Source organism: Pseudomonas luteola NBRC 103146, from assembly GCF_002091675.1.
GTDB classification, from domain to species: Bacteria; Pseudomonadota; Gammaproteobacteria; order Pseudomonadales; family Pseudomonadaceae; genus Chryseomonas; species Chryseomonas luteola.
This window is the reverse complement of record NZ_BDAE01000020.1, coordinates 25,234-46,945: the sequence shown is the minus strand read 5'-3', so window position 1 is coordinate 46,945 and position 21,712 is coordinate 25,234. Positions and strand designations below refer to the sequence as shown.

Here is a 21,712-nt window from a genome sequence, read left to right as displayed (position 1 = left end):
CGTGTCGTATGCCTTGATGAAGCGGAACCGCGAGGTTCTGGAAATCGCATGGAGGCCATTGATTAAAAACCGGACAGCCGCCAGCGGGGAGCGCGAGCGCTACTGTCCAGCCTGTGAGGAGTGGCTACCGATGACCGATCACTGGTTTAGGTTTATCGCGGCCCGAGGGTATTACCGCAGCATTTGCCTGGACTGCGAAACAAGCGAGGTTCGCGAAAGGCGCAGTAAGGCGCGCGTGCTGGCGCGTATCGAGGTAACGCTATGATGCTTAAAGTTCGCCGGTATAACAAACCACCACGGCCACGAATACCCATCGAGCAACGCAAGAAATGGCGCAAAAACCGACGTGGCCAGCTTGAGCGGCACTGCCGCTGCTGCGAGAAGTGGAAGCCGGTAGAGGCGTTCGGCTTTATCGAAAGCGCAGGGCATTACCGCAGCTTGTGCAAGCCATGCGATAGCCAAGTACAAAAGGAGTACCGACTTCGGAAAATGGCTGCCGCCTAGCCTTTTCTGCCGCTGTACCGTGTCCAGATTCCCATTCTGGACACGCTCCATGTCTGACGCCACACACGACGACGAAGTGCTGCAAGCCTTAAGCGCAGCCTATACCGAAAACGCAACGGAAACCGCCAAACGCTGCCTGGAGCAGATCGTCGCGCACTTTCCTATCAGCGTAGTGCGCGAGGCGTTCAAGCGGCTTGAGGCCGAGTTAGGCTGTGGCTGCTAAGAAACAGTTATCCCTTGTCGCCGATCCGCGCTGGAAGGCGTTTGCTGAGCGCTATGCGCTGGATGCTGCCCGCTTCGCCATCGAAGTGTGCGGCATGTCGATTACTGACCAGCAGTGGGAGCTGTTCGATAGCGTCAGTCCTTTCGGATCAAGAACGACGGTTTCATCCGGCCACGGCTGCTTTGCGGCTGGGACTGAGATCATGCAGGCGGACGGCTCAGTTATTGCCGTCGAGGATGTGCTAACAGGCCATCGATTGATGGCTGATGACGGGATTAATTATCGGACGGTGATCGAGCTAAAGCGCGGTCGCGAAACGATGTACCGCGTCACGTATGCAGATGGCACAAGTCACACGGTCAATGCTTCCCACGCGCTTTGCGTGGCGAATGGCCTGCACGATCCGCTTGAAGAAGTAACCGTTACCGAGTGGCTGGCAGACCCTAACCGTAAGCGATTTTGCCGTCGGGTTTTGCGTGAGTCGGGCCGCAAGCCGAGAGTTGTTGAGCTGCCGATTAAGTCAGTGGAGTGCCTGGGCGAGGGTGACTATTTTGGTTTTACCCTAGACGGCAATCATCGGTTTTTGGGTGGTGACGGGACAATCCTGCGAAACACTGGCAAGACGCGCAGCTTTGCCGTTATCGCACTGTGGCACATGCTCTGCTTCCAAGATTCGAACACCTACCTGACTGCGCCCAAGCTTGCGACACTGCAAGAGGGTATCTGGAAAGAGTTTTCAACCCTTAAGGAGTTGATCGAGCAAGGCGCACAAGGCTGGATTGCCGAATACTTCGAGATCAAGGCCAAGAAGGTCTACGTCAAGGGTGCGGGCCTGCGCTGGTTCGTGACCTGCCGTACTGCGCCGCGTGGCTCGCCAGAAGGCATGGCCGGTACACACGGTAACTACCTGCTATGGCTGGCGGACGAAGCGTCGGGTATTCCAGAAGCCAACTTGAAAGTTATCGCAGGCGCTCTGACAGACAAACGCAACCGCTTTGCGATGGCCTCCCAGCCGACGCGCTCGTCTGGCTTCTTTTATGACTCGCACCACGCCTGGAGCGTGGAGAATGGCGGGAACTGGAACGCGCTTATCTTCAATTCCGAAGAGTCCATTCTTGTCTCGCTGGAGTTCCTGCGCGACAAGATGCTGGAGTACGGCGGGCGCGATTCCGTTGAATATCAGATCAAGGTGCAGGGCCGATTCCCTGAGCACTCCGACAAGTACCTGATATCGCGTAAGAGCCTTGAGCGCCGCATCGGAGCCCCGCGCGTCATTGCCGAGCATGAGCCCTACGGCAATATGCTGCTGGTGGACGTGGGCGCAGGCGTGTTCCGTGACAAGACGGTTGCGATTCATGCGCGCGTCATTGGCCAGGGCGGGCCGGAAGCGCCAGACCCGCGCCGAATGGACGCTATGAGCATTCCGGTATTTACCAACTCCTGGGACTGGACGGACGCCGCTGGTATGGTTGCCCATCATGCTCGTGAGCTTTCCAATTGCACCGTGATGGTGGACGTTGGCGGCCAGGGCGTGCAGTTCGTCAAGCTGCTGGAGCGCCTGGGCGTACCCAATATCATCAAGGTCAATTGGGGACACATGAACTTCCGTAAGGAGTACCGCGACCGCTTTGTCAGTCAGCGGGCACAGTGCAACGTCCACCTAAAGTTTGCTGTTGAAAAGGACCGTATCAGCATCGTCGATCAGCACACTAAAGACCTGCTAGACCAGGGTGGACGTCTGCCGTTTGGGTTCGACGACAAAGGTCGCTGGACGATCATGAGCAAGGATGAAATGAAGCACAAAGAAGGCTTGCCGTCGCCTGACTTATTGGACGCTCTCGCCTTTGGGTTCCTTGAGAGCGCGCACTACATTCAGGCTGATAACGACGTGCAGTCGGAAGCGGGAGACCGCAAACGGCAGAGCGTTAATGCGGCGCTTGAGGCGCTGGGCCTTGCGTCGTAATTTTTGTAATCATATGGTGCAGAATCTGTTATCAGGTGATACAATCCGAAAACTTGGCTAGAGCACCTGACCGCAAGTCACTTGCAAGCCCAGCAGACCAAGGCATAGACCCTGGCAAGCCTTCTAAAGTAATGGAGTGTCACCAGTGAAAGTAACAACCGCAAACGTAACCAGACTCACGCTAACCGAGCTAGCTGAGTTCTCCCTTGATCCTGTGACCGTGATCCTTGAGGACTACGCGAAAGGCCAGGGCAAAATCATTATCGAGTGCTACGGCTCGTCCTGGTCGAGCTATTGGGGCGCAATGGGCGGGCGCAGCGTTGCTCAGTTCTTTATCGACTGCGATAGCGACTACTTGATTGGCTGCATGAGCCATGTCAGTCAAAAGCGATTCGACTCTGAGGCTTTGAAACAGGTCATGAAACGCGCCTTGCTGGCTGCCAGGCGTGACTATTCGATGTGGGGGAAATCGCCTGCCTCGGTTGATCGCTTCCAGCTTTTGCCGTTAGACGCTGGCGCGGCGCGTAATGCGTTTGATGAGCTTGATTCCATCTATGACGGATACGAGTTCTATAACCTGCCATCTCATCTAATGGAGGCCTTTTTCGGTATCGATTGGATGACATACGCCAGCCAATACGGCCAGGTTCCTAACGATGACTACCTGTATCTGGAGCGCATCGTTAAGGCCGTTCAAGCGGGCCTTGCCGAGTCTCTGAAAAGTGCCTCGAACATGGCCGAAAATGAGGCGCAAGACCCTGTAAAAGCTAAGTTTTTACTAGATTTTGCCGAATACCTAAGAGCCGAAGCTGAGCGGATTGGCAACGGCCATCAAGCAGGACTCCTCTACGCAGCCGACCGCGCCGCCGCGCAAGCCTACCAGGCTGATAGGTCGCTTATTCCATCGAGGCAGTAGTAATGAGCGCGACCATTCTTGAGCATGTCAAAGAAGCGTGTATTGAGGCGCTGCAATGCCTGCCGTCGGGCCACGTAAAGCAGCTGACAACAAAGAGCGTGGTCGATAACGACTGGTTTTGTGTATCCAATGGCCTGGGCGCTCCAACGCTTAGCATTGCTACACGCGCCGGTATGACTAACGCAACGTGCCGTGCTGAGCTGATAAAGCTGGCCGCCAGAGGCGAGATTATCAAGATGCAGAAAGCGGCCAGCAAAATAACCTGGTGGCCGGTCGGTCTGTGCGATGAAATCGCCAAGGGCTATTTGCAGCCGCATCGGTAGGAAACCAGCCGTAAAGAGGCCCTTTTCCACCTGGCAAAGTGGCCTCTTTTGATTACCTTCGAGCCATCGCCATGCAAGAGAAACAGACCTGTTTCGTATGCGGCCACGTCACCACGCCGCAAAACCCTCAGTCGCATACCTGCGCGTATGTTCTGCGCAATACCGTGCGCCTGATGAGCGAGGAAATGGCCGCCCTGCGCGTGACGCTAAGCGCTGAGCAGGCCCGCGTAGCAGAAGCGGACGCCCGCGCAAGGGCTATGTATAAGCGCGGCCATAGGGCTGGCCTGCGCCTTGCAATGCGCCTGGTTAAGCGTCTGACGGCTGGCGCGTTCGTGCGCCGTCGTGCGGTGGAAAGTGTTTTAACTGTTATCGAGCACGCGGACCTAGACCGCTAACTGTTCTCATGAGGTTGTTACCATGAGTCAACCTGTAAATTCGTTCACGCCAGGCACGTTTGCCTATGAGGCCGAGGCCCTGCGCCTAAAGGGCCTGCCGCGCCGGACTGCTGCCAAGCAGTTAGGCATTCCTGAAACCAGCTTTCGCCAAATGTGCGCATCGGCTGGCGTCACGAGCTGGCCTAATCATCACTTGGGTGCGAAAACAACGCGCGCCAAGGGCTTGCGCTGCGTCAAGGGTATAACGGGCTCTATCGACGAGCTATGCCGTCATTTTGGCGTCGTCGGTGTCGCGACGGCCTATCGCCGAATCAAAGAGGGCTGGCGCGCAGCTGATGCCGTGTTATTGCCGCGCGGCGCGCCAAAGCCTGCTGGTACGGTAACGCCTGAAAAGCCTGCTGTGGTCGGCGTAATAAGTGTGCCGCCTGAGCTGTATGCGCTGGCCGAAAATACGCCCTTTGAACTGCTGGCCTCGGTGGTCACGCAGTATCGCGAAGCATATCGCTAGCCGTTCGGAAAGTGACCGCGCAGGCTCGCTCTGAGCTTGCGCACACTGCGCTGCATGAAAGAAGCAGCCAACTTTTACAAAGCCGTCCGTACCTTCTCCGCGACTCGCGAGACCTGGCACGACGCAATTCGCTACGATGTTAAGCCCGACGAGGAATATAACCTGCCGCTGGTGTCTCAGCGCGTCTATGGCAATCGTGACGAATCCCTAGCCGTGATGGCCGCCGCTGGCCTGGATCGATTCGACCAGAAGCTTACGCAGCGCACCATTATCCTACCCACACATGCGCAGCTTGAAGCCATAAAGCAGCAGACCGGCTTTACCAGCACCGCCATTATTCAGAGCTGATTATTAGCCTGTAGTTTCTATATAATCGAACCGATAACATTGATTGAAAGGTTCGATATGGCAAGGAAGCACCTTTGTGGTCTTTACAAGATCACAAGTCCAAGCGGAAAAATGTATATCGGCAGTTCGGCCAATATACAGAAGCGAATAAATGAGCATCGCGGCCACTTTGCGCGCGGCGACCACTACAATGCGAAACTTCGGTATGCCGCTCGAAAATATGGTGCGCAGGCCATGCAATTCGATATCGTGCTGCTGTGTGAGCGGGAGACGTTACGAGACCTTGAGCAGCTGGCTATTAATCATATCCAGCCTGAATACAATATTGAGGTAACTGTAGCCAAGGTGCTGCATGACTTCTGGAAAGACCCTGAGTGGCGCAAGAGAAATAGCCAGCGCTGCGCTGTTCAGAATCGAGAGCGCTGGAAAGACCCTGAATACAGGGCCGCGCAGTTGAAAATTATGAGCTGCCAGGCTCAATGCCCTGAGCGTCGCGCCAGTGCTGCCGAGCGCCTTAAGGCAAGATGGCTTGATGAAGAATACAGGCAGAAGATGGCCGTTCAGTCTGGCAAGATATTCAAGCGTCTTTTTGCTGATCCTGAATACCGCGAAAAGCATTCCAGGCGGCAGTCGGCCTTAATGCGCTCTCGCTTGGAGAATAGCCCGTCGTTTCGTGAGCACCTGGCCAAAATCGGAGTCGGCGTAAACAAAAGGCCATTATTCTGCATAACGACAGGAGAGTATTTTCCTGGCGTGGCCGATGCCGCCAAGGCTAAAGGTATATCGGTGTCCGTCATTAACAAGCAGTTTGACGGCAAGCCAACTAGGTCCGCTTTGCAGTGGCGTTACCTGACTGCTGAGGAGCTTATCGCTCGCGGCATTGATCCTGCTAAGGTTCGCACGGACAAGCCTTCTAAGGGCCGGAAAAGGGATTATGTAAAGCCACACAAGCCAGTGCTGTGCGTGGAGCTTAATAAGGTCTTTGCAAGTGCGGGAGAGGCGCATGCGGCTTTTGGCTTGGAGAAGTCTGGAGCGATACCTAGCGCTATAAGCAAAGGTCGGAAAGCGCTAGGTTATAGCTGGCGCTATCTGGCGGAAAATGAGGCACCTAAAGTCTTTGATAGCTATTCGTTTGCTGCCCTGGCTGACCTTCGCAATGAGTCGCGTTGCCGTCCCGTAAAATGCTTGGATACCGGAGAAGTCTATAAGTCGGTCGAGCATGCGGCGTTGTCGCTAGGTCTGGAAAGCTCAGCCAGGTACAGCATATTCGACGCTATCAGGGGAAGAAAAGAAAAAGCCTACGGCAAACGCTGGGGCTATGCCTCTGATAAGGTGCCCAATAGTGCCCAAGATTCGCCCCGAGAGCCTGCCGCCAGCGCGTAATGTTCGCGCGCAATCAATCCGCGCCTTCGCTGAGGAGGTAAGGCAACGCCAGTCCGACCAGGGCCGAGAAGGCAATACGCTAATATCGCCCGATGAGATTGCTGGCGATTATAGTTTCTCCCGAGCACTGTTTACGACGCTTGGGGGAAAACCTAAGATCATCACGGCAGATGATTTAAAGACCTTCACGCATAACGTGAGACAGCTTAAGAATCAAGCTAAGTCTAAGCGCATCTATGGCGGCATAAGAGCGAAAAGTGTCATAGACATGTCGTGGAAGGCTGACCGGCAGCGCGCGAATCGAGAGATTCACATGGCTAACCCGACGCATTACGCCGCCATGACTGAGGGAGGAGGGCAGGGTACGTCACTGGTTGTCCACTTCTATACTAATGCAAGTGCTGATTCTGAATTCACGCACCACAATGTAAACGTCCAGTTCTTGGACTTCGGCGCGGTCGTGGCTTCGCCAGTGAAGTCTGACAAGATTATTAAGCAGATGACGGGTGGACGTTTGCGCTTCGAGTGTAGCTGCCCCCGCCACAAGTATTTCTTCCGCTATGTAGCGACGCAGGCCGAGTATAATTATGGTCGGGCTGAGCTGTCTTTTCCGAAGATAACCAACCCTGGCTTGTCTGGCGTCGCCTGCAAGCACGCGCTGAGGGTAATGCAAGTGATCCTGCATTCTGCGACGTTCAATGCCTATGCTAAGCGCGTTGTTCAGAAGTTTAGGGATGACATATCCCATACGAAAGATATCGCTAAAGTTGCCGATCAGCGCAAGATGGCCGAGGCCATGCGCAAGGAAGACTCGCGCAGACGCAATATCAAAACCAGCAGCGAGAAACGGGCGCAGCGCCAGGCGCAGCCGTCTTACCAGCGGCAATTGGCTGCCAGAGCCGCTGCGCGCGCCGAGGTTGCGAAAAAGCCCGCCGCCAAGGCCAAGATACCCGATGCCAAGTTTATCGCCATGCTGCGCTCTGCTGGCTTTAGCGAGGCACAAGCACAAGCCGCATTGGCTGCCGCCAAGGCAACGACCTGATGGGAAAGCGCAGGCAAGAGCCCTGCGCCAGGCTCCGCAAAATGGAGCCACTTTTAACCCATGAGTGTTTTGCAAATGACTGCTTCTGCTCCCGCCACTGTTTCCCACCATAACAACGCCGTCGCGCAAAAGCTGCGCGCCCTGGCCGACCTGCTCGAAGCCCCTGCGCATCCTGGTGTGAGTACCGCTGTGATTGCAGTCGGCTACGGCAATGAAATGGTGCCGTTTGTGGTCGGCGAGAACGAGTGGCCACGTACCGCAGGCATGCTGCTGGCGGCCTCTCGTGACGTCTGCGACCCGAAAGCGCGCGTCACCCTTTAACCATTAGGTAGAACCATGCTTACCAACGTACCCGTACAAGTGGCCCGCGCGCAGCGGCAAATGGTGCTCCGTGCGCCCAACTCAATGGAATGCACACTGCTGCGCAAAAAGATCAAGCGCAGCTCCGAAGGGGAGGCCATTGGCGGTATGCCGCTATTGGGCGGCCTGGGCGTACTGGATAGCGAGGACGAGCCGGATTACGAGTACGAGGAAATCGGCGAAGGCAGGGTTCTGTTTTGCGGTATCTACCAGGCCGCGCCTGGCAACGTGGTTGATAGCGGCGACGGCGTCATTTACGCAGAGGGCGCAATGGAGTGCCTGGTAGAGCCCAAGGTAGAAGGCGCGTTCGAAGTCAAAAAGCATGATGAGATCATGGTAATGCCAGGCATGGGATTCGTGCTGCCCTATGAGGTGGTCGGCATCACGTCCGTCAGCTCGATTCCGCCGTACCTGCCGCGCCTGATTGTTGAAAAACGCCAGGATTCGAGCGTAGGTATCTAACTCGGAAAGCGCCCGAAAAGGTCGCCATTTTTCACGCCTAACATCGCCAATTATGAATTGGCTAACGGCCTGGTAAACATGGTGAACTTATTAAACGGCCTCAAGGCGGCGTCACGGCGATTCCTGGGCGTCGTCGAGTCGGCACAAAACATCGAGACCGACGCTATAGCCTACGGCTACGACGGCGTAACGGTCTCCATGCTGCTGGGTTCCGGCAAAAACCCTGCCCGATCCCGCGCAACCATTTACGAAAAATACCACTTGATGATGGGCGACCCGATTATCTCCACGGCCCTGCGCGCGCATGTCACGCAAGCGCTAGGCGGGCACGAGACGTCGGGCGACACGATTTTTCTGGAGCCGAAAAAGGACGTATCCGGTGCGCTTAAAAAGCAGGTCGAGGAGATTGCTAGAGCGCTGCTGCCGCTCCTTAATCGCGACGCGCACACGATTGCCTTTAAGGCGGCAGGCTTTGGCGACTCCTACGCGCGGCTAATCAGCAAGAAAGGTGTCGGCGTTACCGAGATGTATACCGGCGACATGATCCTGCCGCCGCTGGTGCAGCCGTATGAGCGTGGTAACACGACGACGGGCTACCTGGTGACGGCCAGCACCAAGAAAATCTCCGAGCGCTTTACCGTCAAGCAGATGGCCCGCTGCAAAATGGCCCGTATGGGCTGGGTTCCGCAGGTCAAGGCGCAAGAAATCGCGCAGGTCATTGCCTTGGCCAAGGACAACGTCGAGGAGTGGCCGCATGTGCCGTCCCTGGTCGGCGGATCGTTCCTAGAGGCGGCTGAGACGCCCTATGACCGATTGTCCACCAGCCTCCTGGGCCTGGTCTCTAACCGCATCCTGGGTTCGATTGATGAATCCCTGATGACCGTCAACATGAGCGGCATGTCGCTTGAGAACCGCAACATGCTGATGGCCTCCCTGGGCAACCTGCTCAAGGCCAGCAAGGAACGCACGCGCAAGCTGATTGAGGAGGGCAAGTTTTCGACCGAGCGCATTACTCATGTGCTGCCCGTCGATAACGAAAAGCAGCTGACGCAAGTCCAGTCGTTTCAGGGCTCTGCCGGTAGCTCAACGATATCGATTGAAGACGTCATGCTACAGGCCAAGCTCCTGGCAGGCGCGCTGGGCATTGACCTTGCGCTGCTGGGCTTTGCTGACCAGTTGGCGGGCGGCCTGGGCGAGGGCGGTTTCTTCCGCACGTCCGTCCAAGCGGCTGAGCGCTCCGAGATTATTCGTACCGCGCTGACTGAGTTCATCCACCACGTTGTAGACGTCCACTGCTTTGACCGCTACGGCTACGTCTTTGACCCGTCCGACCGGCCTTACGCCATCAACTTCTACGGCGCGACGTCGGCCCTTGAGCGTGAGCAGCAGGAGAGTCGCGAGCGCGCAACCAATTCCACCGCGTTGCTCGTGCAGATCATGCAGCAGATACGGGAGCTGGGCCTGCCACGCAAAACCGTTGTGCAGCTTTTTGCCACGAGCATGCAGTACGACAACGACTACGCCGAGACCTTGGCCGAGGGCATCGAGAACGCCAAGCCGCCAGAGCCGCCAGGTGGTCAAGGCGGGTTCGGCGGCGGGTTTGGCGATGACGAAACAGACCCTGACGCGCTTGAAGTAGACGCAAACGATGCGCCTGGCGCAGATGAGGAGGACGACGAGAAATGAGTATTCGCACTGGCATTATTAAGTACAACCTGAGCGAGCGTGGCCGCTTTGCGCGGGGCATAGAACGCAATCTAAATACCCGCGTTGCTGCCAGGATCATTAACAGTCCAAGCGTGCAAGAGCGTGTAAAGCTGGGTGATATGGTCGGTTATTTTGGCCACTGGCCCCGCGTGCAGTTTGGCCTGAATCCGGCTGAGGGCGGCGTCGTGAAGGGCCAGGCTGTGAGCATTGAGCCTGCCTTGCGCCTGGTGTCCATCAAGGCCGAAGACAACGGCGACGTTGAGTACGAAATCGAGTTTTTCGACAACACGTCGGGCAAGATCGCGGCGCGCATGTGGCGTAATAAGGTCGGCGGCTTCTCCAGCGCTATCCAGCTGTCGCCGAACGATCCTGCGATTGCGGTGGACTTCTTTGGCTTTGACTACGTGATCGAGCCGAACTACTCCAACAATCGCGGCTACGCCCTGGACGCGGCGGGCCAGCCGATTTTCGATGCCGTGGCTGAGCAGCGCCAGCTGCTGGAGGAGTGCAACAAGCTATTTGAAAGCGAGCAAGGCCGCGCTGAAAAGCTGCAAGCCATGTATGACAGTGCCATGCAGACAATCAGCAAGCTGGCGGATGAAAACGAATACCTGATTGACCGCTTGGCCAAGACCGGCAAGCCCAAGGCTGCGCTAGATAGCGTCATGGACGTAACGCCGATCAAGGTACACAAGCATTGCGCCCTTGATAGCGCCGATAGCTTCCTGACTGCGCCATTGGCTGAATACGAGCCTGAGCCGGTCGTTAAGGAGCCTGAGCCGCCGAAGACGCCCACACAGCGCCGCACGCTCCATAAGTACGGTATTAGCTAATGGATCGCCTGTCGCTTCGCCATGACAACGAGGGATTTGTTACCGGAGGCACGCCGCTAGACCTTAGCGGCGAGCGCGAGCGCCTGCGCCTACTGAGGTCAATCAAGCGCGATACCGCCGACATGCTGGACGTGATGCACAAGACAGAGCGCAAAACGCCTGTGCCTGAGCGTGCGCCAGCGTCTCAGATAACGCAGCTGTCTGCCTCTATTCGTCGCCTGGCTCAGGTTAATGCGGCCAATGACGCCGTTATGCGGGCGCAGCGGGCGCAGAGTCGTGCGCGTGATGAGCTTGGGCGCTTCCTGCCAAGCACGCCTGCAAGTGACTTGCGCGCGCCTGTGCAGTCCAGCGCGGCGGCTTCTGCTGACGTTGCTGCGCCTGTGCCGGTATCCGCTCCCGCGCCAGCGCCCCTGCAAGCGCGCGAGCCAAGCGCTCGCCGCAATCGGGCACCTATCCTTGCCGAAACCGCCGAAACACCCCAGAGAGGCGCTAACGGGCGTTTTGTTGGGCGTGGCAATGGCGGCAACGGTGAAAGTGATAGCGAGAGCCGCCAAAAGGAGGAGTCACGCACGTCGCGTATCCTGGGCAAGCTCAAGGATATGTTTGGCGGCGCGCGAGACGGTATTAGTGGCGCGGCAGACGGATATGAGCAGGTAGACCCTGCTATCGGGGCGGCAAAAGAGGCTAGCGGTATTGTCTCGCCGTTGATGCGCCCTGTGAAAGGTCTGCTTGGCTTGATCCGCAGGCCAGGCAAGGACCTGGAGAACGCCGAGCGCAAAGTCGTGGTGCCCTGGTATCGCAGGATATGGGACCAGCTGCGCGACCTGAACAAGAAAACAGGCAGGGAGTCTGGCGGCGGCCTGATAAGCAAGGGCTTTGGCCTGATTATGGGCCTTTTGCGCCGCATTCCTGGCTTTGGTCTGCTGGGCAAGGGCGTCAAGGGTGTGGCGGGCCTGGCTGGTCGTGCGCTGGGCGGCCTGGCAGGCATTGGCGGAAAGATTGCCAAGTTCCTGGGACCGCTGGGCAAGCTTGCGCTACCGCTTGCGGGCATGCTGGCTGCCGTCAAAGGCTTTAACACGTCAACCGAGGAATATGCCAAGCGCCTGGGCGTCGAGCTGAACGGCTCGCTTGCGCAAGAGTTGGGCGTTCGCTTTGTGGGCGTGCTGGGCGACTTGGGCAACCTGCTGACCTTTGGCCTGGCCGGTAAGTTTGGTGAGCTGATATCGCCATACCTGCAACCTGTCTTTGAGGGTATTGGCAAAGCCTGGGACGCTTCAATGGAGTGGTTCCAGACTGCCTGGGCAGGCGTCACGAGCGGCGTGACCAAGAGTTGGGACGCTGTCACAAGCGGCATTGCCAAGGCATGGGACGATATCAAGTCCAGCGCTACAAAAGTCTTTGACGGCATCGGCGATTGGATCGATGAAAAGCTAGGCCGTGTTAAGGACGTGGGTAAGGCCGTGGCCAATAAGGCGGGCGAAGCCTGGCAGGGCGCAAAGGATACCGCCTCAAGCGCGGCTTCTACGGTCAAGGACAAGGCAAGCTCCGCCTATGAGGCGGCAACCATTGCAGGCGGCCGCCTGGTCGGCTCGCTGGATAAGGGCTACCGCCACAAGGAGACCTTTGACGGCATCAAGGGTGGCGCGCAGCTGGCCAAGATGGGCAGCTATACCAACGAGGAAGCGGCGCGCATTCGCGAGCTTAAGACCACTGGAGCCAACACGACCGGCAGCCTTAAGGGCGGCATGCCGCTGGACATACAAAACAAGATCATTGCCAGCGCCAAGGCGGCAGGGCTTAACCCGCAGGACATGCTAGACATGGCCAATATTGAGTCGGGCGGCAATGCCAATGCCATCTCGTCTACCGGCGCGATTGGCGTGTACCAGATGACCGGACGGACTGCTACAGGGCTGGGCATTACCGACCGTTTCGACGTTGACCAGAATATCGAGGGCGGTATGAAGCTTGCGCAGCAGAACGCTGCTGTACTGAAAAAGGCGGGCCTGCCGGTCAATCGTGATTCGCTCTACATGCTCCACCAGCTTGGCCCTACCGCTGGCGTAGACCTGCTCAAGGGCGCGGCGCAAGGCAAGAGCATGAACGAGCTGTCTACGCTTACGCAGTCGTCTGCCGCGCTCAACGTGGGCAAGGGCAGCAAGACGGCAGCCGAGTACCTGGCAGCCAACCATAAGGCATTGGATGCGCGCCTGAATAAGGGTAAAGCGGACCTGCCTGCTGGTATCGCCGCACCAGGTGCGCCAGCGGCGATTGATCCGGCCCCTAAAGCCATGCCAGCGGTTGCGCGGGTGGCTCCTGCTGCTGAAAACCTGCGCGTAACCCCTGTGCCCGCAATACCCAAACCCCTGGCCAGCAACGACAAGCCAGCTGCGCCCGCGCCGCTGACAGTTGAGCTGCCACTGACACAAAACCTTTCAGATCGTGGCCTTGCGCACGCCGCAACGGGTGGCGTCGGAATGCAGGCAGGAGTGCGCTAAATGGCGAGCAGTACACTAACAATCAATGACGTGGCGGACATGATCCGCCACTGGCTGAGCACTCCCGTCGATGGCTACCTGGGCAGCGGCTACGGCAGCAACTTAAAGGACCTCCTCCAGCAGCCGCTAAACACGGCCCTGGCTGACGCCTTCCTGGCCAAGCTGACCGAAGACGTACCGATCCTGGCCAAGTTTCCGCCAGGGCAGCTCAACTTGTGGGCGGAAAACGTCGGCAAGGAGACGTTGCGCATTGTTATCGACCTGGGCGTGACTCAGCTGTCAATCGATAGTTTGGGGAATGTGGCGTGAAGACAAAGGCCGAGTATTTAACATTAGCGGAGGGTGCTATTTCCGAGTACCCACAAGCCGCGCTGCTGTACCAGGCAAAAGACCCGCGTCTAATGGCGCTGCTGGGCGCTATGTCGGCCATGCTGTCGCTGCATTCGCAAGAGCAGGATGTACAGGCCAGTGAGCCGTTCGATAAGGTCCGCGACGTCACGGTGCTGGCCGATGCGGCAGCCAAGGGCGTATTGCCGCTGGGCCAGCCGTACCGCGCCCGCCTGGCTATTCAGAACGTTACCGCGACCGCCTTTAGCGTAAAGGCAGGCCGTCGCGTGCTTGATCCGCAGGGCCGTGTTCATGTCGTCACGGTGGGCGCTGACGTACCCGCCAATGGCACAGCAACCGTGCAGACGGTGCAGCAGGTCGAGACGGTCACGGCGCATACGGTCACGACCAGCAAGCCGTTTTATATGATTCCGGTCTCGCAGCCAGAGACCGGCAGCATCGTTGAAATCAAGGTAGCTGACCAGTTTGGTAATGACTTTACCTATCAGCCAAGCCTGACAAATACCGAGCTTGGGGCGCGCAGCTTTACGCTTGAGACCGACGAGAACCGAACCCTTAAAATCGTCTTTGGTGCGGCCAATATCGGCGGCTATCAGCCTGCTATCAATGAAGTGCTGAGCATTACGGTCATATCGACCGAGGGCAACATTACCCTGTCTGCTGGCGCGCCGTTTGTGTTCGAGTACGCAACGACCACTTACGACTCCGGCGCAAAAGTCACGCTAGATTCAGTCGTCAGCGTCGGCTCCGACCCTATGACTATCGAGACCTTGCGCGAGATCACGAGCTATCCGTCACTGTATGACGACGCTGCTGTGTTTCTGGGCAACTTCGACGTCTTGATTCGTAAGAACATCGGCACCTTCCGCTTTTTGTCGGTCTGGAATGAGCGCCTTGAGGAGACTGTTCGTTCGCCAAGTGTGGACAATATGAACACGCTGTTTGTGGCTGCGCTCAAGGATGGCGTAGAGCAAGCCGAGCTTGAGGCTGAAATCAAGCGGGTGATTACGCGCGCTGATGATTCCTACCGTGTGCGGTTCGTGCCCGCCGTGAGGGTAGAGATACCTGTTCAGATTACGCTGCAAGTGCCGTCCATTTATGACGATTCAGCCGTTAAGCAGGCTGCTATCGAGCAGATTCTAGGCCAGTACGGTGAAAATACCGCCTGGGCGCAGCGCGGGCGTGGGCGCGTGCTGTACCGAAAAATCAGCACCCTGTTGCAGTCCAAGATTCAGGCATGCCAGGCCGAGACCAGCGATATCTATATCAAGGTCACTGACGCCGACACGATTCTGCCCGAAAGCTATCGCTATGTGTCCGCCAAAAGCCTGAGCGTGACGGTGGAGACCAGCGAATGAACCCGCTGTTACAGACGTTCCAGAACGGCGACGTTGAGCAGGAGCTGGCCGAGCTATTCACCTGGCTGCATGCGCAGACGCTCAAGGCCGAAGCGGACGAGATCAACGTCTACGGCGCGCCGCACCTGGGCTCTATTGCCCTGATTCAGCGGCATCTGACGCAAGACGGCCTCGTTGTGCTCAATAACGGTGATGAGGACGGCATACGCTATCTGTTCAAAGCCTGGCGCTATCGAAACCCGCGTCGCGGCCTTTCGTTCCTAAGAACTTATCTGCAAGTCCTGTTCGGTTCGGTCTGGTCGGTCGATCAAATGTACCAGAAGAAAAGCGCCGAATATCCCACGGCGCTTAAGTCCGCTAACGAAATCGACTTCGATGGCGAGAGTGAGGCTGACTACTTTCTGACGTCGCGCGTTCGCGTGGATATCCAGACCGATATCGTTCCTGAGCGCATCCTGAAAGCGCTGCTGTCCACCGTGGCGGCTCGGATCGTGCTGAACGTGCGCGTAGCCAGGTTCGTCAAAACCTATGTGCCCGTTGCGCAGGCCATGTATGGCGTAACCGTCATGCGAACGACTGGCGAAGCGCGCGCAGTGATCCCTGAGAAGATTGGTACGGCCTTTGTGGGTACGGCCTCGGTCATGGCCGGTTCCAACCTGGTGATGGCCTTCGCAAGCTCCGAGATACAACCCGCTGTTCGTGATATCAAGCCCGTTAATGCCTTGGCCAACGATGACGGCGCATACGTCATGAATGACGACGGCGATTATGTGCTGGCCAACGATACGCAGCTAATTCCTTCCGGCAACTACGTCACCAATGACAACGACGATTACGTCGTCAACTCAAGCGGCGCATACATGACGCCCGAATAAATCCGCGCCAGGCAGCTGGCGCGCCTAACGTCATAGATGAGTAGTAATGACATGACAAACCAAGTAGTACGGCTCAGCTCTGAGCTATCAAAAATGGGCGTAGTGCTGGCTGAAAATCTGGCCCTTGCGCCTGCCTGCAATCGCTTTGTGTCCGGCTTTGGCGATTCGCGCATCCACTTGTCTTGGTCGGGCTCGAACGGCAACGACTTCCAGAAGGGCTACGGCATCATGCACTGGCTGGGAGCCTATTCGCTGGGCATTGCAATGGCTCCGGTGGGCCTCAATGGCGGCGTGGCGGGCGATACGACCGTACAGATGCTGGCGCGCATCAAGGCGCACATTGCTGCGATGAAGGCCGCAGGCTCCAACCTGGTGGTGCTCTTTGGTTCGACCAACGACCGCACAGGCGGGCGGATTGATCTAGGCACCAGCAAGCGCAATATTCGCGAGATGGTGCGACTGTTCCAGCTGGCGGGGATCACGGTCATTCTTATTAGTGAAACGCCGCGTGGTAACGGCTCAAGTGATTTTGAACTGACCACGCAAGCGCTCAAGAATGACCACTATGCGATGCACGTCTGGATGCAAGAAGAAATGTCCAAAATGTGCGAAGTCGTCAACGTATGGGACGACCTGGTGGACCCATCCAGCGGCACCAATTACTACCCATACCCGCAAATGTTGCGCGACGGTATCCATCCCAGCAAGGTGGGTGCGCAGGTCATTGGCAAGCGCCTTGCGCAGGTTGTTGCAAAATACATTCGCGGTCTGGCTGACTTGCTCGAATCCAACACGCTATTTGACGCAAGCACAAACCCGCTGGGCAGCCTGACGGCCAACCCGTTGATGACGGGCGCGACCGGCACCGTTTCGGCTAACGCCAACGCTACAAGCGGCAGTGTTATGGCAACTGGCTGGACGACTTCTTGCAACAACATGACCGGCCTGCAAACGACCTGGAGCAAAGAAGTGGACGGCGAAGGGGTCGAATGGCAGAAGGTACGCATCTTTGGTGCCAGTGGATCGACTGCGCCAGAGATTACATGCCTGTCCCTTGTCACGCTGTCGAGCCTTTCGGATCAGGACAAAATCAAGGCGACGGGCCTGGTTAAGTCCAAGGGCGTGGGGCTTAGCGCTGTTGGCCTTGCGCTTTATATGGAGCCGTCTTATACGCAAAAGCTTGACGGCGAAGACTCTGATAGCTCCTTGCCTTGGCCAAGCGAGGAGATTGGGCCGCTGTCACGCGAGACGCCCGTTCTAACCTACCTGACGTCAGCCAACCATTCGAAAGTTGCTGCCCGACTCATCGTCAACATTCAGCCGAGCAAGACGGTAGATTGCACAGTCTGGTTCTCCCGCCTGGGCGCGGTCAAAGTCCTGTACTAAGGCAGTTGGGAAAGCGGGCCGAAAGGCGGCCCGCCTACCTCCTCACAATAGCGGCTAACGGTAGCAAACCGTCTTTTCGGGGCGCTACAGGACCGCATTGCGAGGACTCACATGGCAACGGCAAAGGTTTTCAACCCGACGCTTACGGAAGCGGGCCAGGCGGCTGCTTTCAACGCAAAAGCGACGGGGCTTGAGATTGCAATAACGCACGTTTCGTTCGGTACGGGCAGCTTTATCCCGACCGGCAAGGAAACGGCGCTGCTCAATGAGCAAAAAAAGGTCACGATTGCGGGCGGTACTCGCATCACTGACACTCAAATTCGTATCTCGTCCGTCTGGCGCTCTGATGTGGGCACCTATGCGGTAACAGAGGTCGCTTTCTGGGCTGGCGATACCCTATTCGCGGTCTGGTCGAATGCAGGCGAAGTGCTGGGCTATAAAACGCCTGGTGTAGATTTTGTGCTGTTTAACGATATCAGTCTGGCGCAAGTGCCGAGCGGATCGGTGACGGTGCAGATTGACCCTGACCAGTCGGTCGCGCTGGCGGCACTGTCCGCGCACGAGGGCGCAGATAATGCGCATCCGCAGTATGTCCGCTACGACGTGTTCATTGACGCGCAAGTCAACCTGTGGGCCAAGACGGTTGCAGGCACGGCAAACGCCATTGCCCTAACCATGCAGGACGGCGTAAAAGTGGCCGCGTACAAAGCTGGCCAGCGCTTTATCTTCAAAGCGGCAGCCAGTAATTCGGGCGCAGTCACAGCGGCGGTCAATGGCCTGGCGGCGGTCAACGTCTACAAAAACGGCAATCAGAACCTGCTGGCCAACGAAGTCAAGGCGGGCGCGGTCTATGAGCTGATTTACGACGGTAGCGCGTTCCAGATCGTGGGTGGCGTCGGCGGTGGCGGCACGATATCGATTTTTGAGAACGTGGCGAGTGCTGGGCAGACCTCTTTTGATGGCACCTATACGCCTGGTTCGCTCAAGGTGTATTACAACGGGCGTTTGCTTTCCCGTAGCGACTATAGGGCAGAAGACGGCTCTACTGTCGTGCTAACCAAGGGCGCAAACGCTGGTGACGTAATTCTGATTGAGGCGCAAAGCGTCTTTAGCTTGCCTGACTTCTTTACGAAGGCCGAGATGATGGCGCGGGGCCTTATGGTCAGTCGCAGCCCTTATGCAGGCGACTGTAACGCGATGATCGAGCAGGGCACGTTTCGGCTTGATGCGGCAACCGTCAATGGCCCGCCTGGCGTCTCACTTCAGGGCGCGATTCTCGACGTTAAACCGTGGGACGTAAACACGATACTGCAACTGATTTACTACCCCGCGAAGTCGCAAGTATGGTATCGCAGAGCGGCTTCAACGAGCGTGTCTGGAAACTCGAATGGCGCGCTTAACGGGCCTTGGGAGCCGCTGGCGAATCTCAATTCACCTGCTTTTACCGGCGAGCCGACTGCTCCGACCCCCGAGCAATTTGATAACAGTCTAAAACTTGTCACTACCGAGTTTCTACGTCGTGCGGCGGGCAACTATCGAGACTGGGCGTCGCTTCCGGGCAATACAACGCTAACGCAGGATCAGGTCGGCAAGCCGATTCTTGTCCCGTCGGGTAGCACAATAACACTTCCTGCATGCGCTGGCCTGCCGAGCGGGGCGACGCTACTGCTACAGTGCAACGGAGCGTCAGCGGCAACGATTGTCGTCCAAGGCTCTGACGTTATTCGGACGGGACAGTACACGGAAAGTCTGACGTCCATTTCAATGGGGCCTGGCGACACGCTAACGCTTGTGTCCAACGGTTCAAACTACTGGTGGCCTGCTGGCGGTTCGGCGCGACTTCCCTATTCTGACGCTTTCAAGTCGCGCACAAGAGGCATCGCGGCGTCTATTTCCAGCACTGGCACTCCAACGGCCAGCGCTGCGTTTACATGGCGCAAGTCGTACCCGTCATTTGTTGCGCCTTGCGACGGCTATGTCATCGCTATGTCAACAATCAATATCGGCAATGGCACTAACCCTGCGCCTGTAACGAATTCGGCAGCCATTACAGGCTCAAGTTCGGGCACGTCGTCTTCAAGCGATGGCTGCACTAACGGCATGAACAATACGGCAACGCTCAAAGTAGCAAAGGGCGAGACGGTCTCCGTGGTCTGCCAAGCCTACGGCACGGCCACGTCCGTGACATGGATGTCGATGACGCACAACACGCATTACGTGTTTATCCCAACGAACGCAGGTTAAGGCAGCCCAATGCAGATTAAGCATACGATTGAATTTAACGCGGCGGGCCTGCCTTTGGGTGCGTTCCGCTATGAGCTTTCATCCTTTGACGGCTTTGAGCTGCCGAGTGAGCAGGTCGAGTGCTCCGAAAGCCAGCACCAGGACTACCAGGCATATCGCCTGGTCAAGGGCAAGGTCACGGCGACAACCGATGCCGACCTGTTGCCTGCTGCGCTGGAGGCCAAAGTAGCCGAGCTGAACGACGCCTGCGCCGCCGCTATCGTGGCGGGCTTTGAGAGTGACGCGCTTGGGGAGACCTACAGCTACCCGTCAAAGATCGAGGACCAGCTAAACCTAACCGGCGTTATTCAGATGCTGTCCATTTCCCCGACAACCAGTACGACCTTTAAGTGTGCTGACCGTGCGGGCGTGTGGGCCAAGCGCCCGCATACGCTGGAGCAGCTGCAAAAGGTAGGCGTCACGTTTGCCCTGATTAAGCAAACGCTAATCGATGCAAAAGACGACCTCGTGGAAAAAGCCAAGGCGGCTACAACGCTCAATGAGCTGGCCGCAGTAGTCTGGAGTGAGGTGCAAGCATGACTCGTTCATTCGACATGGGTAACACGGACAAGGCTGTCCGTGACTTTATGGATAACCCAACGCGCGCCACTACGCCTGCGCGCGGTAATAACTCGAAATTGCTGGCAGACACCGCGTTCGTCATGCGCCAGGCAGGCAATTTTAAGGATAGCTCACAGCTGTCTGAGGACACGGTATTGACCGCCGATGACCTGGGCAAGGTTTTCCAGTTGGCCGCGTCCAAGGTTATTACTATTACGATGCCGCCTGCCGGTCAGGTGCTTGGCGCAACGCTGGCCTTTTTCAGTAATACCTTTTACGCGATTAACTTTAAGGTGCAGGGCCAGAACTTCATGTCGGCGGGCACTGCCGGTCGAGCCACGGCGATGACGCTAAACCCTGGCGAGAGCGTCATTTTCACGAATACCGATGGCGTGAACTGGTTTGCCATTGGCGGCACCTGGGATATCGACCAGCGTAGTAAGTCGCGCCTGTCGGCCTTTCGCGCTGCTGTGTCTGCATCTCAGGCCATTGCCGCGCAGACCTATACGCGAGTGGTTTTTGGTGCAAAAACACTGGATCAGCTGGAGGAGTTCGACCTTGCTACCGGCCAGTTCACGGTTAAGTACCCTGGAATCTACGAGTTTAGCGCGGAAGTTCATGGCAGTACCGGCTCAGTGGCTGCGCGCGCGCTAGACCTCTATATCAACGGCGTCCAGCGCGCCCGTCTAGGCGAAAGCTCGTCGTCGATAGGGAATACTTCGCTCGGTGGTCATAGCGGCGCGCTGTCGCTCAGTGCGGGCGACAAGATTGCCGTTTATTACTTTAGCAACGTAGCGGATAGCACGTATGCGGACGGTTCGCTGTCCTGGTTTAGCGGTCGGAGAGTTCAATAATGACCTTGCATGAAATCCTGGTTGCGCTGTTTCCGGCGGCTAACCCGAAAACCTCCTGGCAGTTGCGCAATGATGCTGATGATCGAGGCGACTACATTTCTGAATGGGCCCTTGAGGGCGTGCCGCAGCCGACCGTTGCCGAGCTTTCAGAGGCTGCTGCAACGCTTCCGCTCAAGCTTGCGATAGATGCCAAGGTGGCTGAGCTGACGGCAGCGTGCGCAGCGGCCATTACAGGCGGCTTTACCTGTGATGCGCTGGGCGCTGTCTATACCTACCCGTCGCTGGTTGAGGACCAGCTTAATCTGACCGGCTCTATTCAGCTCTCCCAGCTGGAGGATGGTCAGTCCGAGGACTGGACGACGCCATTCAAGTGCGCCAATAGTAGCGGTGAGTGGGATGCGGTCGCGCATACTGCTGCGCAGATTCAAAAAGTAGGAGTGCGATTTACCAAGATCAAGCTTACCTATATCGGCACTAAAGACGCGCTTGTGAAAAAGGCCAAGGCGGCCACAACGTTGGAGGACGTGTCCGCCATTGTATGGCAGACCCCTGCTGTCTGAGAGGAGGCCGCTAAAACCGGCC

24 protein-coding genes are annotated in these 21,712 nt (G+C 57.2%); all 24 read left to right on the top strand.

Features of this window, described 5'->3' with window-relative positions; translation table 11 throughout:
- The first annotated feature begins 1 nt into the window (after position 1).
- The 24 genes from PLU01S_RS25445 to PLU01S_RS18800 all read left to right on the top strand — a co-directional run bounded on the left by PLU01S_RS25445 (position 2) and on the right by PLU01S_RS18800 (position 21,690).
- Entirely contained in the window at positions 2-265 is a 264-nt protein-coding gene (locus tag PLU01S_RS25445; protein ID WP_139208925.1) for a hypothetical protein, read from the top strand.
- Positions 262-504: a hypothetical protein gene (locus PLU01S_RS25440; RefSeq protein WP_139208923.1), complete on the top strand. Its 243-nt coding sequence runs from the start codon at positions 262-264 to the stop codon at positions 502-504. Before PLU01S_RS25445 ends, PLU01S_RS25440 begins: the two co-directional genes overlap by 4 nt.
- A gap of 49 nt (positions 505-553) precedes the next feature.
- Entirely contained in the window at positions 554-727 is a 174-nt protein-coding gene (locus tag PLU01S_RS25780; protein ID WP_159435123.1) for a hypothetical protein, read from the top strand.
- Positions 717-2,690, top strand: coding sequence for a Hint domain-containing protein (locus tag PLU01S_RS18900; RefSeq protein WP_074829621.1), 1,974 nt, complete (start codon positions 717-719; stop codon positions 2,688-2,690). Before PLU01S_RS25780 ends, PLU01S_RS18900 begins: the two co-directional genes overlap by 11 nt.
- Before the next feature lie 145 nt (positions 2,691-2,835).
- Positions 2,836-3,606: a phiTE_072 family protein gene (locus PLU01S_RS18895; RefSeq protein ID WP_074829619.1), complete on the top strand. Its 771-nt coding sequence runs from the start codon at positions 2,836-2,838 to the stop codon at positions 3,604-3,606.
- A gap of 2 nt (positions 3,607-3,608) precedes the next feature.
- Positions 3,609-3,929 carry a hypothetical protein gene (locus PLU01S_RS18890; protein WP_074829617.1) on the top strand — a complete coding sequence of 107 codons (321 nt, stop codon included), beginning with the start codon at positions 3,609-3,611 and terminating at the stop codon, positions 3,927-3,929.
- A gap of 71 nt (positions 3,930-4,000) precedes the next feature.
- Positions 4,001-4,324 carry a hypothetical protein gene (locus PLU01S_RS18885; RefSeq protein WP_139208922.1) on the top strand — a complete coding sequence of 108 codons (324 nt, stop codon included), beginning with the start codon at positions 4,001-4,003 and terminating at the stop codon, positions 4,322-4,324.
- 22 nt (positions 4,325-4,346) lie between these two features.
- Entirely contained in the window at positions 4,347-4,832 is a 486-nt protein-coding gene (locus PLU01S_RS18880) for a hypothetical protein (RefSeq protein WP_074829613.1), read from the top strand.
- Positions 4,833-4,886: 54 nt separating this feature from the next.
- Positions 4,887-5,180 carry a hypothetical protein gene (locus PLU01S_RS18875; RefSeq protein WP_074829612.1) on the top strand — a complete coding sequence of 98 codons (294 nt, stop codon included), beginning with the start codon at positions 4,887-4,889 and terminating at the stop codon, positions 5,178-5,180.
- Positions 5,181-5,237: 57 nt separating this feature from the next.
- Positions 5,238-6,563, top strand: a complete 1,326-nt coding sequence (locus PLU01S_RS18870; RefSeq protein ID WP_074829609.1) for a GIY-YIG nuclease family protein — start codon at positions 5,238-5,240, stop codon at positions 6,561-6,563.
- Positions 6,523-7,605, top strand: coding sequence for a hypothetical protein (locus PLU01S_RS18865; RefSeq protein ID WP_074829607.1), 1,083 nt, complete (start codon positions 6,523-6,525; stop codon positions 7,603-7,605). Before PLU01S_RS18870 ends, PLU01S_RS18865 begins: the two co-directional genes overlap by 41 nt.
- A gap of 75 nt (positions 7,606-7,680) precedes the next feature.
- Positions 7,681-7,926, top strand: a complete 246-nt coding sequence (locus PLU01S_RS18860) for a hypothetical protein (RefSeq protein ID WP_074829604.1) — start codon at positions 7,681-7,683, stop codon at positions 7,924-7,926.
- A 15-nt stretch (positions 7,927-7,941) separates the two neighbouring features.
- Complete coding sequence (locus PLU01S_RS18855) at positions 7,942-8,427, top strand: hypothetical protein (RefSeq protein WP_074829601.1); 486 nt, start codon at positions 7,942-7,944, stop codon at positions 8,425-8,427.
- Positions 8,428-8,505: 78 nt separating this feature from the next.
- A complete protein-coding gene (locus PLU01S_RS18850; RefSeq protein WP_074829598.1) occupies positions 8,506-10,113 on the top strand; it encodes a hypothetical protein in 1,608 nt (535 codons plus the stop codon).
- The gene (locus PLU01S_RS18845) at positions 10,110-10,967 is read left to right on the top strand and encodes a hypothetical protein (RefSeq protein WP_074829596.1); all 858 of its coding nucleotides are present in this window, start codon (positions 10,110-10,112) and stop codon (positions 10,965-10,967) included. The genes PLU01S_RS18850 and PLU01S_RS18845 overlap by 4 nt, the downstream gene beginning before the upstream one ends.
- Positions 10,967-13,465, top strand: coding sequence for a transglycosylase SLT domain-containing protein (locus tag PLU01S_RS18840; protein ID WP_074829593.1), 2,499 nt, complete (start codon positions 10,967-10,969; stop codon positions 13,463-13,465). Before PLU01S_RS18845 ends, PLU01S_RS18840 begins: the two co-directional genes overlap by 1 nt.
- Positions 13,466-13,774, top strand: a complete 309-nt coding sequence (locus PLU01S_RS18835) for a hypothetical protein (RefSeq protein WP_074829590.1) — start codon at positions 13,466-13,468, stop codon at positions 13,772-13,774.
- Positions 13,771-15,171, top strand: a complete 1,401-nt coding sequence (locus PLU01S_RS18830) for a hypothetical protein (protein ID WP_074829587.1) — start codon at positions 13,771-13,773, stop codon at positions 15,169-15,171. The genes PLU01S_RS18835 and PLU01S_RS18830 overlap by 4 nt, the downstream gene beginning before the upstream one ends.
- The gene (locus PLU01S_RS18825) at positions 15,168-16,046 is read left to right on the top strand and encodes a hypothetical protein (protein WP_074829583.1); all 879 of its coding nucleotides are present in this window, start codon (positions 15,168-15,170) and stop codon (positions 16,044-16,046) included. The genes PLU01S_RS18830 and PLU01S_RS18825 overlap by 4 nt, the downstream gene beginning before the upstream one ends.
- A gap of 51 nt (positions 16,047-16,097) precedes the next feature.
- On the top strand, positions 16,098-17,432 hold the full coding sequence (locus tag PLU01S_RS18820; RefSeq protein ID WP_159435121.1) for an SGNH/GDSL hydrolase family protein: 1,335 nt from the start codon (positions 16,098-16,100) through the stop codon (positions 17,430-17,432).
- Positions 17,433-17,543: 111 nt separating this feature from the next.
- Entirely contained in the window at positions 17,544-19,676 is a 2,133-nt protein-coding gene (locus PLU01S_RS18815) for a phage tail-collar fiber domain-containing protein (protein ID WP_074829577.1), read from the top strand.
- A gap of 9 nt (positions 19,677-19,685) precedes the next feature.
- Positions 19,686-20,255 (top strand): DUF4376 domain-containing protein, encoded by a 570-nt coding sequence (locus PLU01S_RS18810; RefSeq protein ID WP_074829574.1) that lies wholly within the window; start codon positions 19,686-19,688, stop codon positions 20,253-20,255.
- On the top strand, positions 20,252-21,130 hold the full coding sequence (locus PLU01S_RS18805) for a C1q-like domain-containing protein (protein ID WP_074829571.1): 879 nt from the start codon (positions 20,252-20,254) through the stop codon (positions 21,128-21,130). Before PLU01S_RS18810 ends, PLU01S_RS18805 begins: the two co-directional genes overlap by 4 nt.
- Positions 21,130-21,690, top strand: a complete 561-nt coding sequence (locus tag PLU01S_RS18800) for an XkdW family protein (RefSeq protein WP_074829568.1) — start codon at positions 21,130-21,132, stop codon at positions 21,688-21,690. Before PLU01S_RS18805 ends, PLU01S_RS18800 begins: the two co-directional genes overlap by 1 nt.
- Positions 21,691-21,712: the final 22 nt, after the last annotated feature.

Coding starts and splice junctions, on each gene's coding strand:
- PLU01S_RS25440 (WP_139208923.1), top strand. CDS start 262: ATGATGCTTAAAGTTCGCCGGTATAACAAACCACCACGGCCACGAATA.
- PLU01S_RS25780 (WP_159435123.1), top strand. CDS start 554: ATGTCTGACGCCACACACGACGACGAAGTGCTGCAAGCCTTAAGCGCA.
- PLU01S_RS18890 (WP_074829617.1), top strand. CDS start 3,609: ATGAGCGCGACCATTCTTGAGCATGTCAAAGAAGCGTGTATTGAGGCG.
- PLU01S_RS18885 (WP_139208922.1), top strand. CDS start 4,001: ATGCAAGAGAAACAGACCTGTTTCGTATGCGGCCACGTCACCACGCCG.
- PLU01S_RS18880 (WP_074829613.1), top strand. CDS start 4,347: ATGAGTCAACCTGTAAATTCGTTCACGCCAGGCACGTTTGCCTATGAG.
- PLU01S_RS18875 (WP_074829612.1), top strand. CDS start 4,887: ATGAAAGAAGCAGCCAACTTTTACAAAGCCGTCCGTACCTTCTCCGCG.
- PLU01S_RS18870 (WP_074829609.1), top strand. CDS start 5,238: ATGGCAAGGAAGCACCTTTGTGGTCTTTACAAGATCACAAGTCCAAGC.
- PLU01S_RS18860 (WP_074829604.1), top strand. CDS start 7,681: ATGACTGCTTCTGCTCCCGCCACTGTTTCCCACCATAACAACGCCGTC.
- PLU01S_RS18855 (WP_074829601.1), top strand. CDS start 7,942: ATGCTTACCAACGTACCCGTACAAGTGGCCCGCGCGCAGCGGCAAATG.
- PLU01S_RS18850 (WP_074829598.1), top strand. CDS start 8,506: ATGGTGAACTTATTAAACGGCCTCAAGGCGGCGTCACGGCGATTCCTG.
- PLU01S_RS18845 (WP_074829596.1), top strand. CDS start 10,110: ATGAGTATTCGCACTGGCATTATTAAGTACAACCTGAGCGAGCGTGGC.
- PLU01S_RS18840 (WP_074829593.1), top strand. CDS start 10,967: ATGGATCGCCTGTCGCTTCGCCATGACAACGAGGGATTTGTTACCGGA.
- PLU01S_RS18835 (WP_074829590.1), top strand. CDS start 13,466: ATGGCGAGCAGTACACTAACAATCAATGACGTGGCGGACATGATCCGC.
- PLU01S_RS18825 (WP_074829583.1), top strand. CDS start 15,168: ATGAACCCGCTGTTACAGACGTTCCAGAACGGCGACGTTGAGCAGGAG.
- PLU01S_RS18820 (WP_159435121.1), top strand. CDS start 16,098: ATGACAAACCAAGTAGTACGGCTCAGCTCTGAGCTATCAAAAATGGGC.
- PLU01S_RS18815 (WP_074829577.1), top strand. CDS start 17,544: ATGGCAACGGCAAAGGTTTTCAACCCGACGCTTACGGAAGCGGGCCAG.
- PLU01S_RS18810 (WP_074829574.1), top strand. CDS start 19,686: ATGCAGATTAAGCATACGATTGAATTTAACGCGGCGGGCCTGCCTTTG.
- PLU01S_RS18805 (WP_074829571.1), top strand. CDS start 20,252: ATGACTCGTTCATTCGACATGGGTAACACGGACAAGGCTGTCCGTGAC.
- PLU01S_RS18800 (WP_074829568.1), top strand. CDS start 21,130: ATGACCTTGCATGAAATCCTGGTTGCGCTGTTTCCGGCGGCTAACCCG.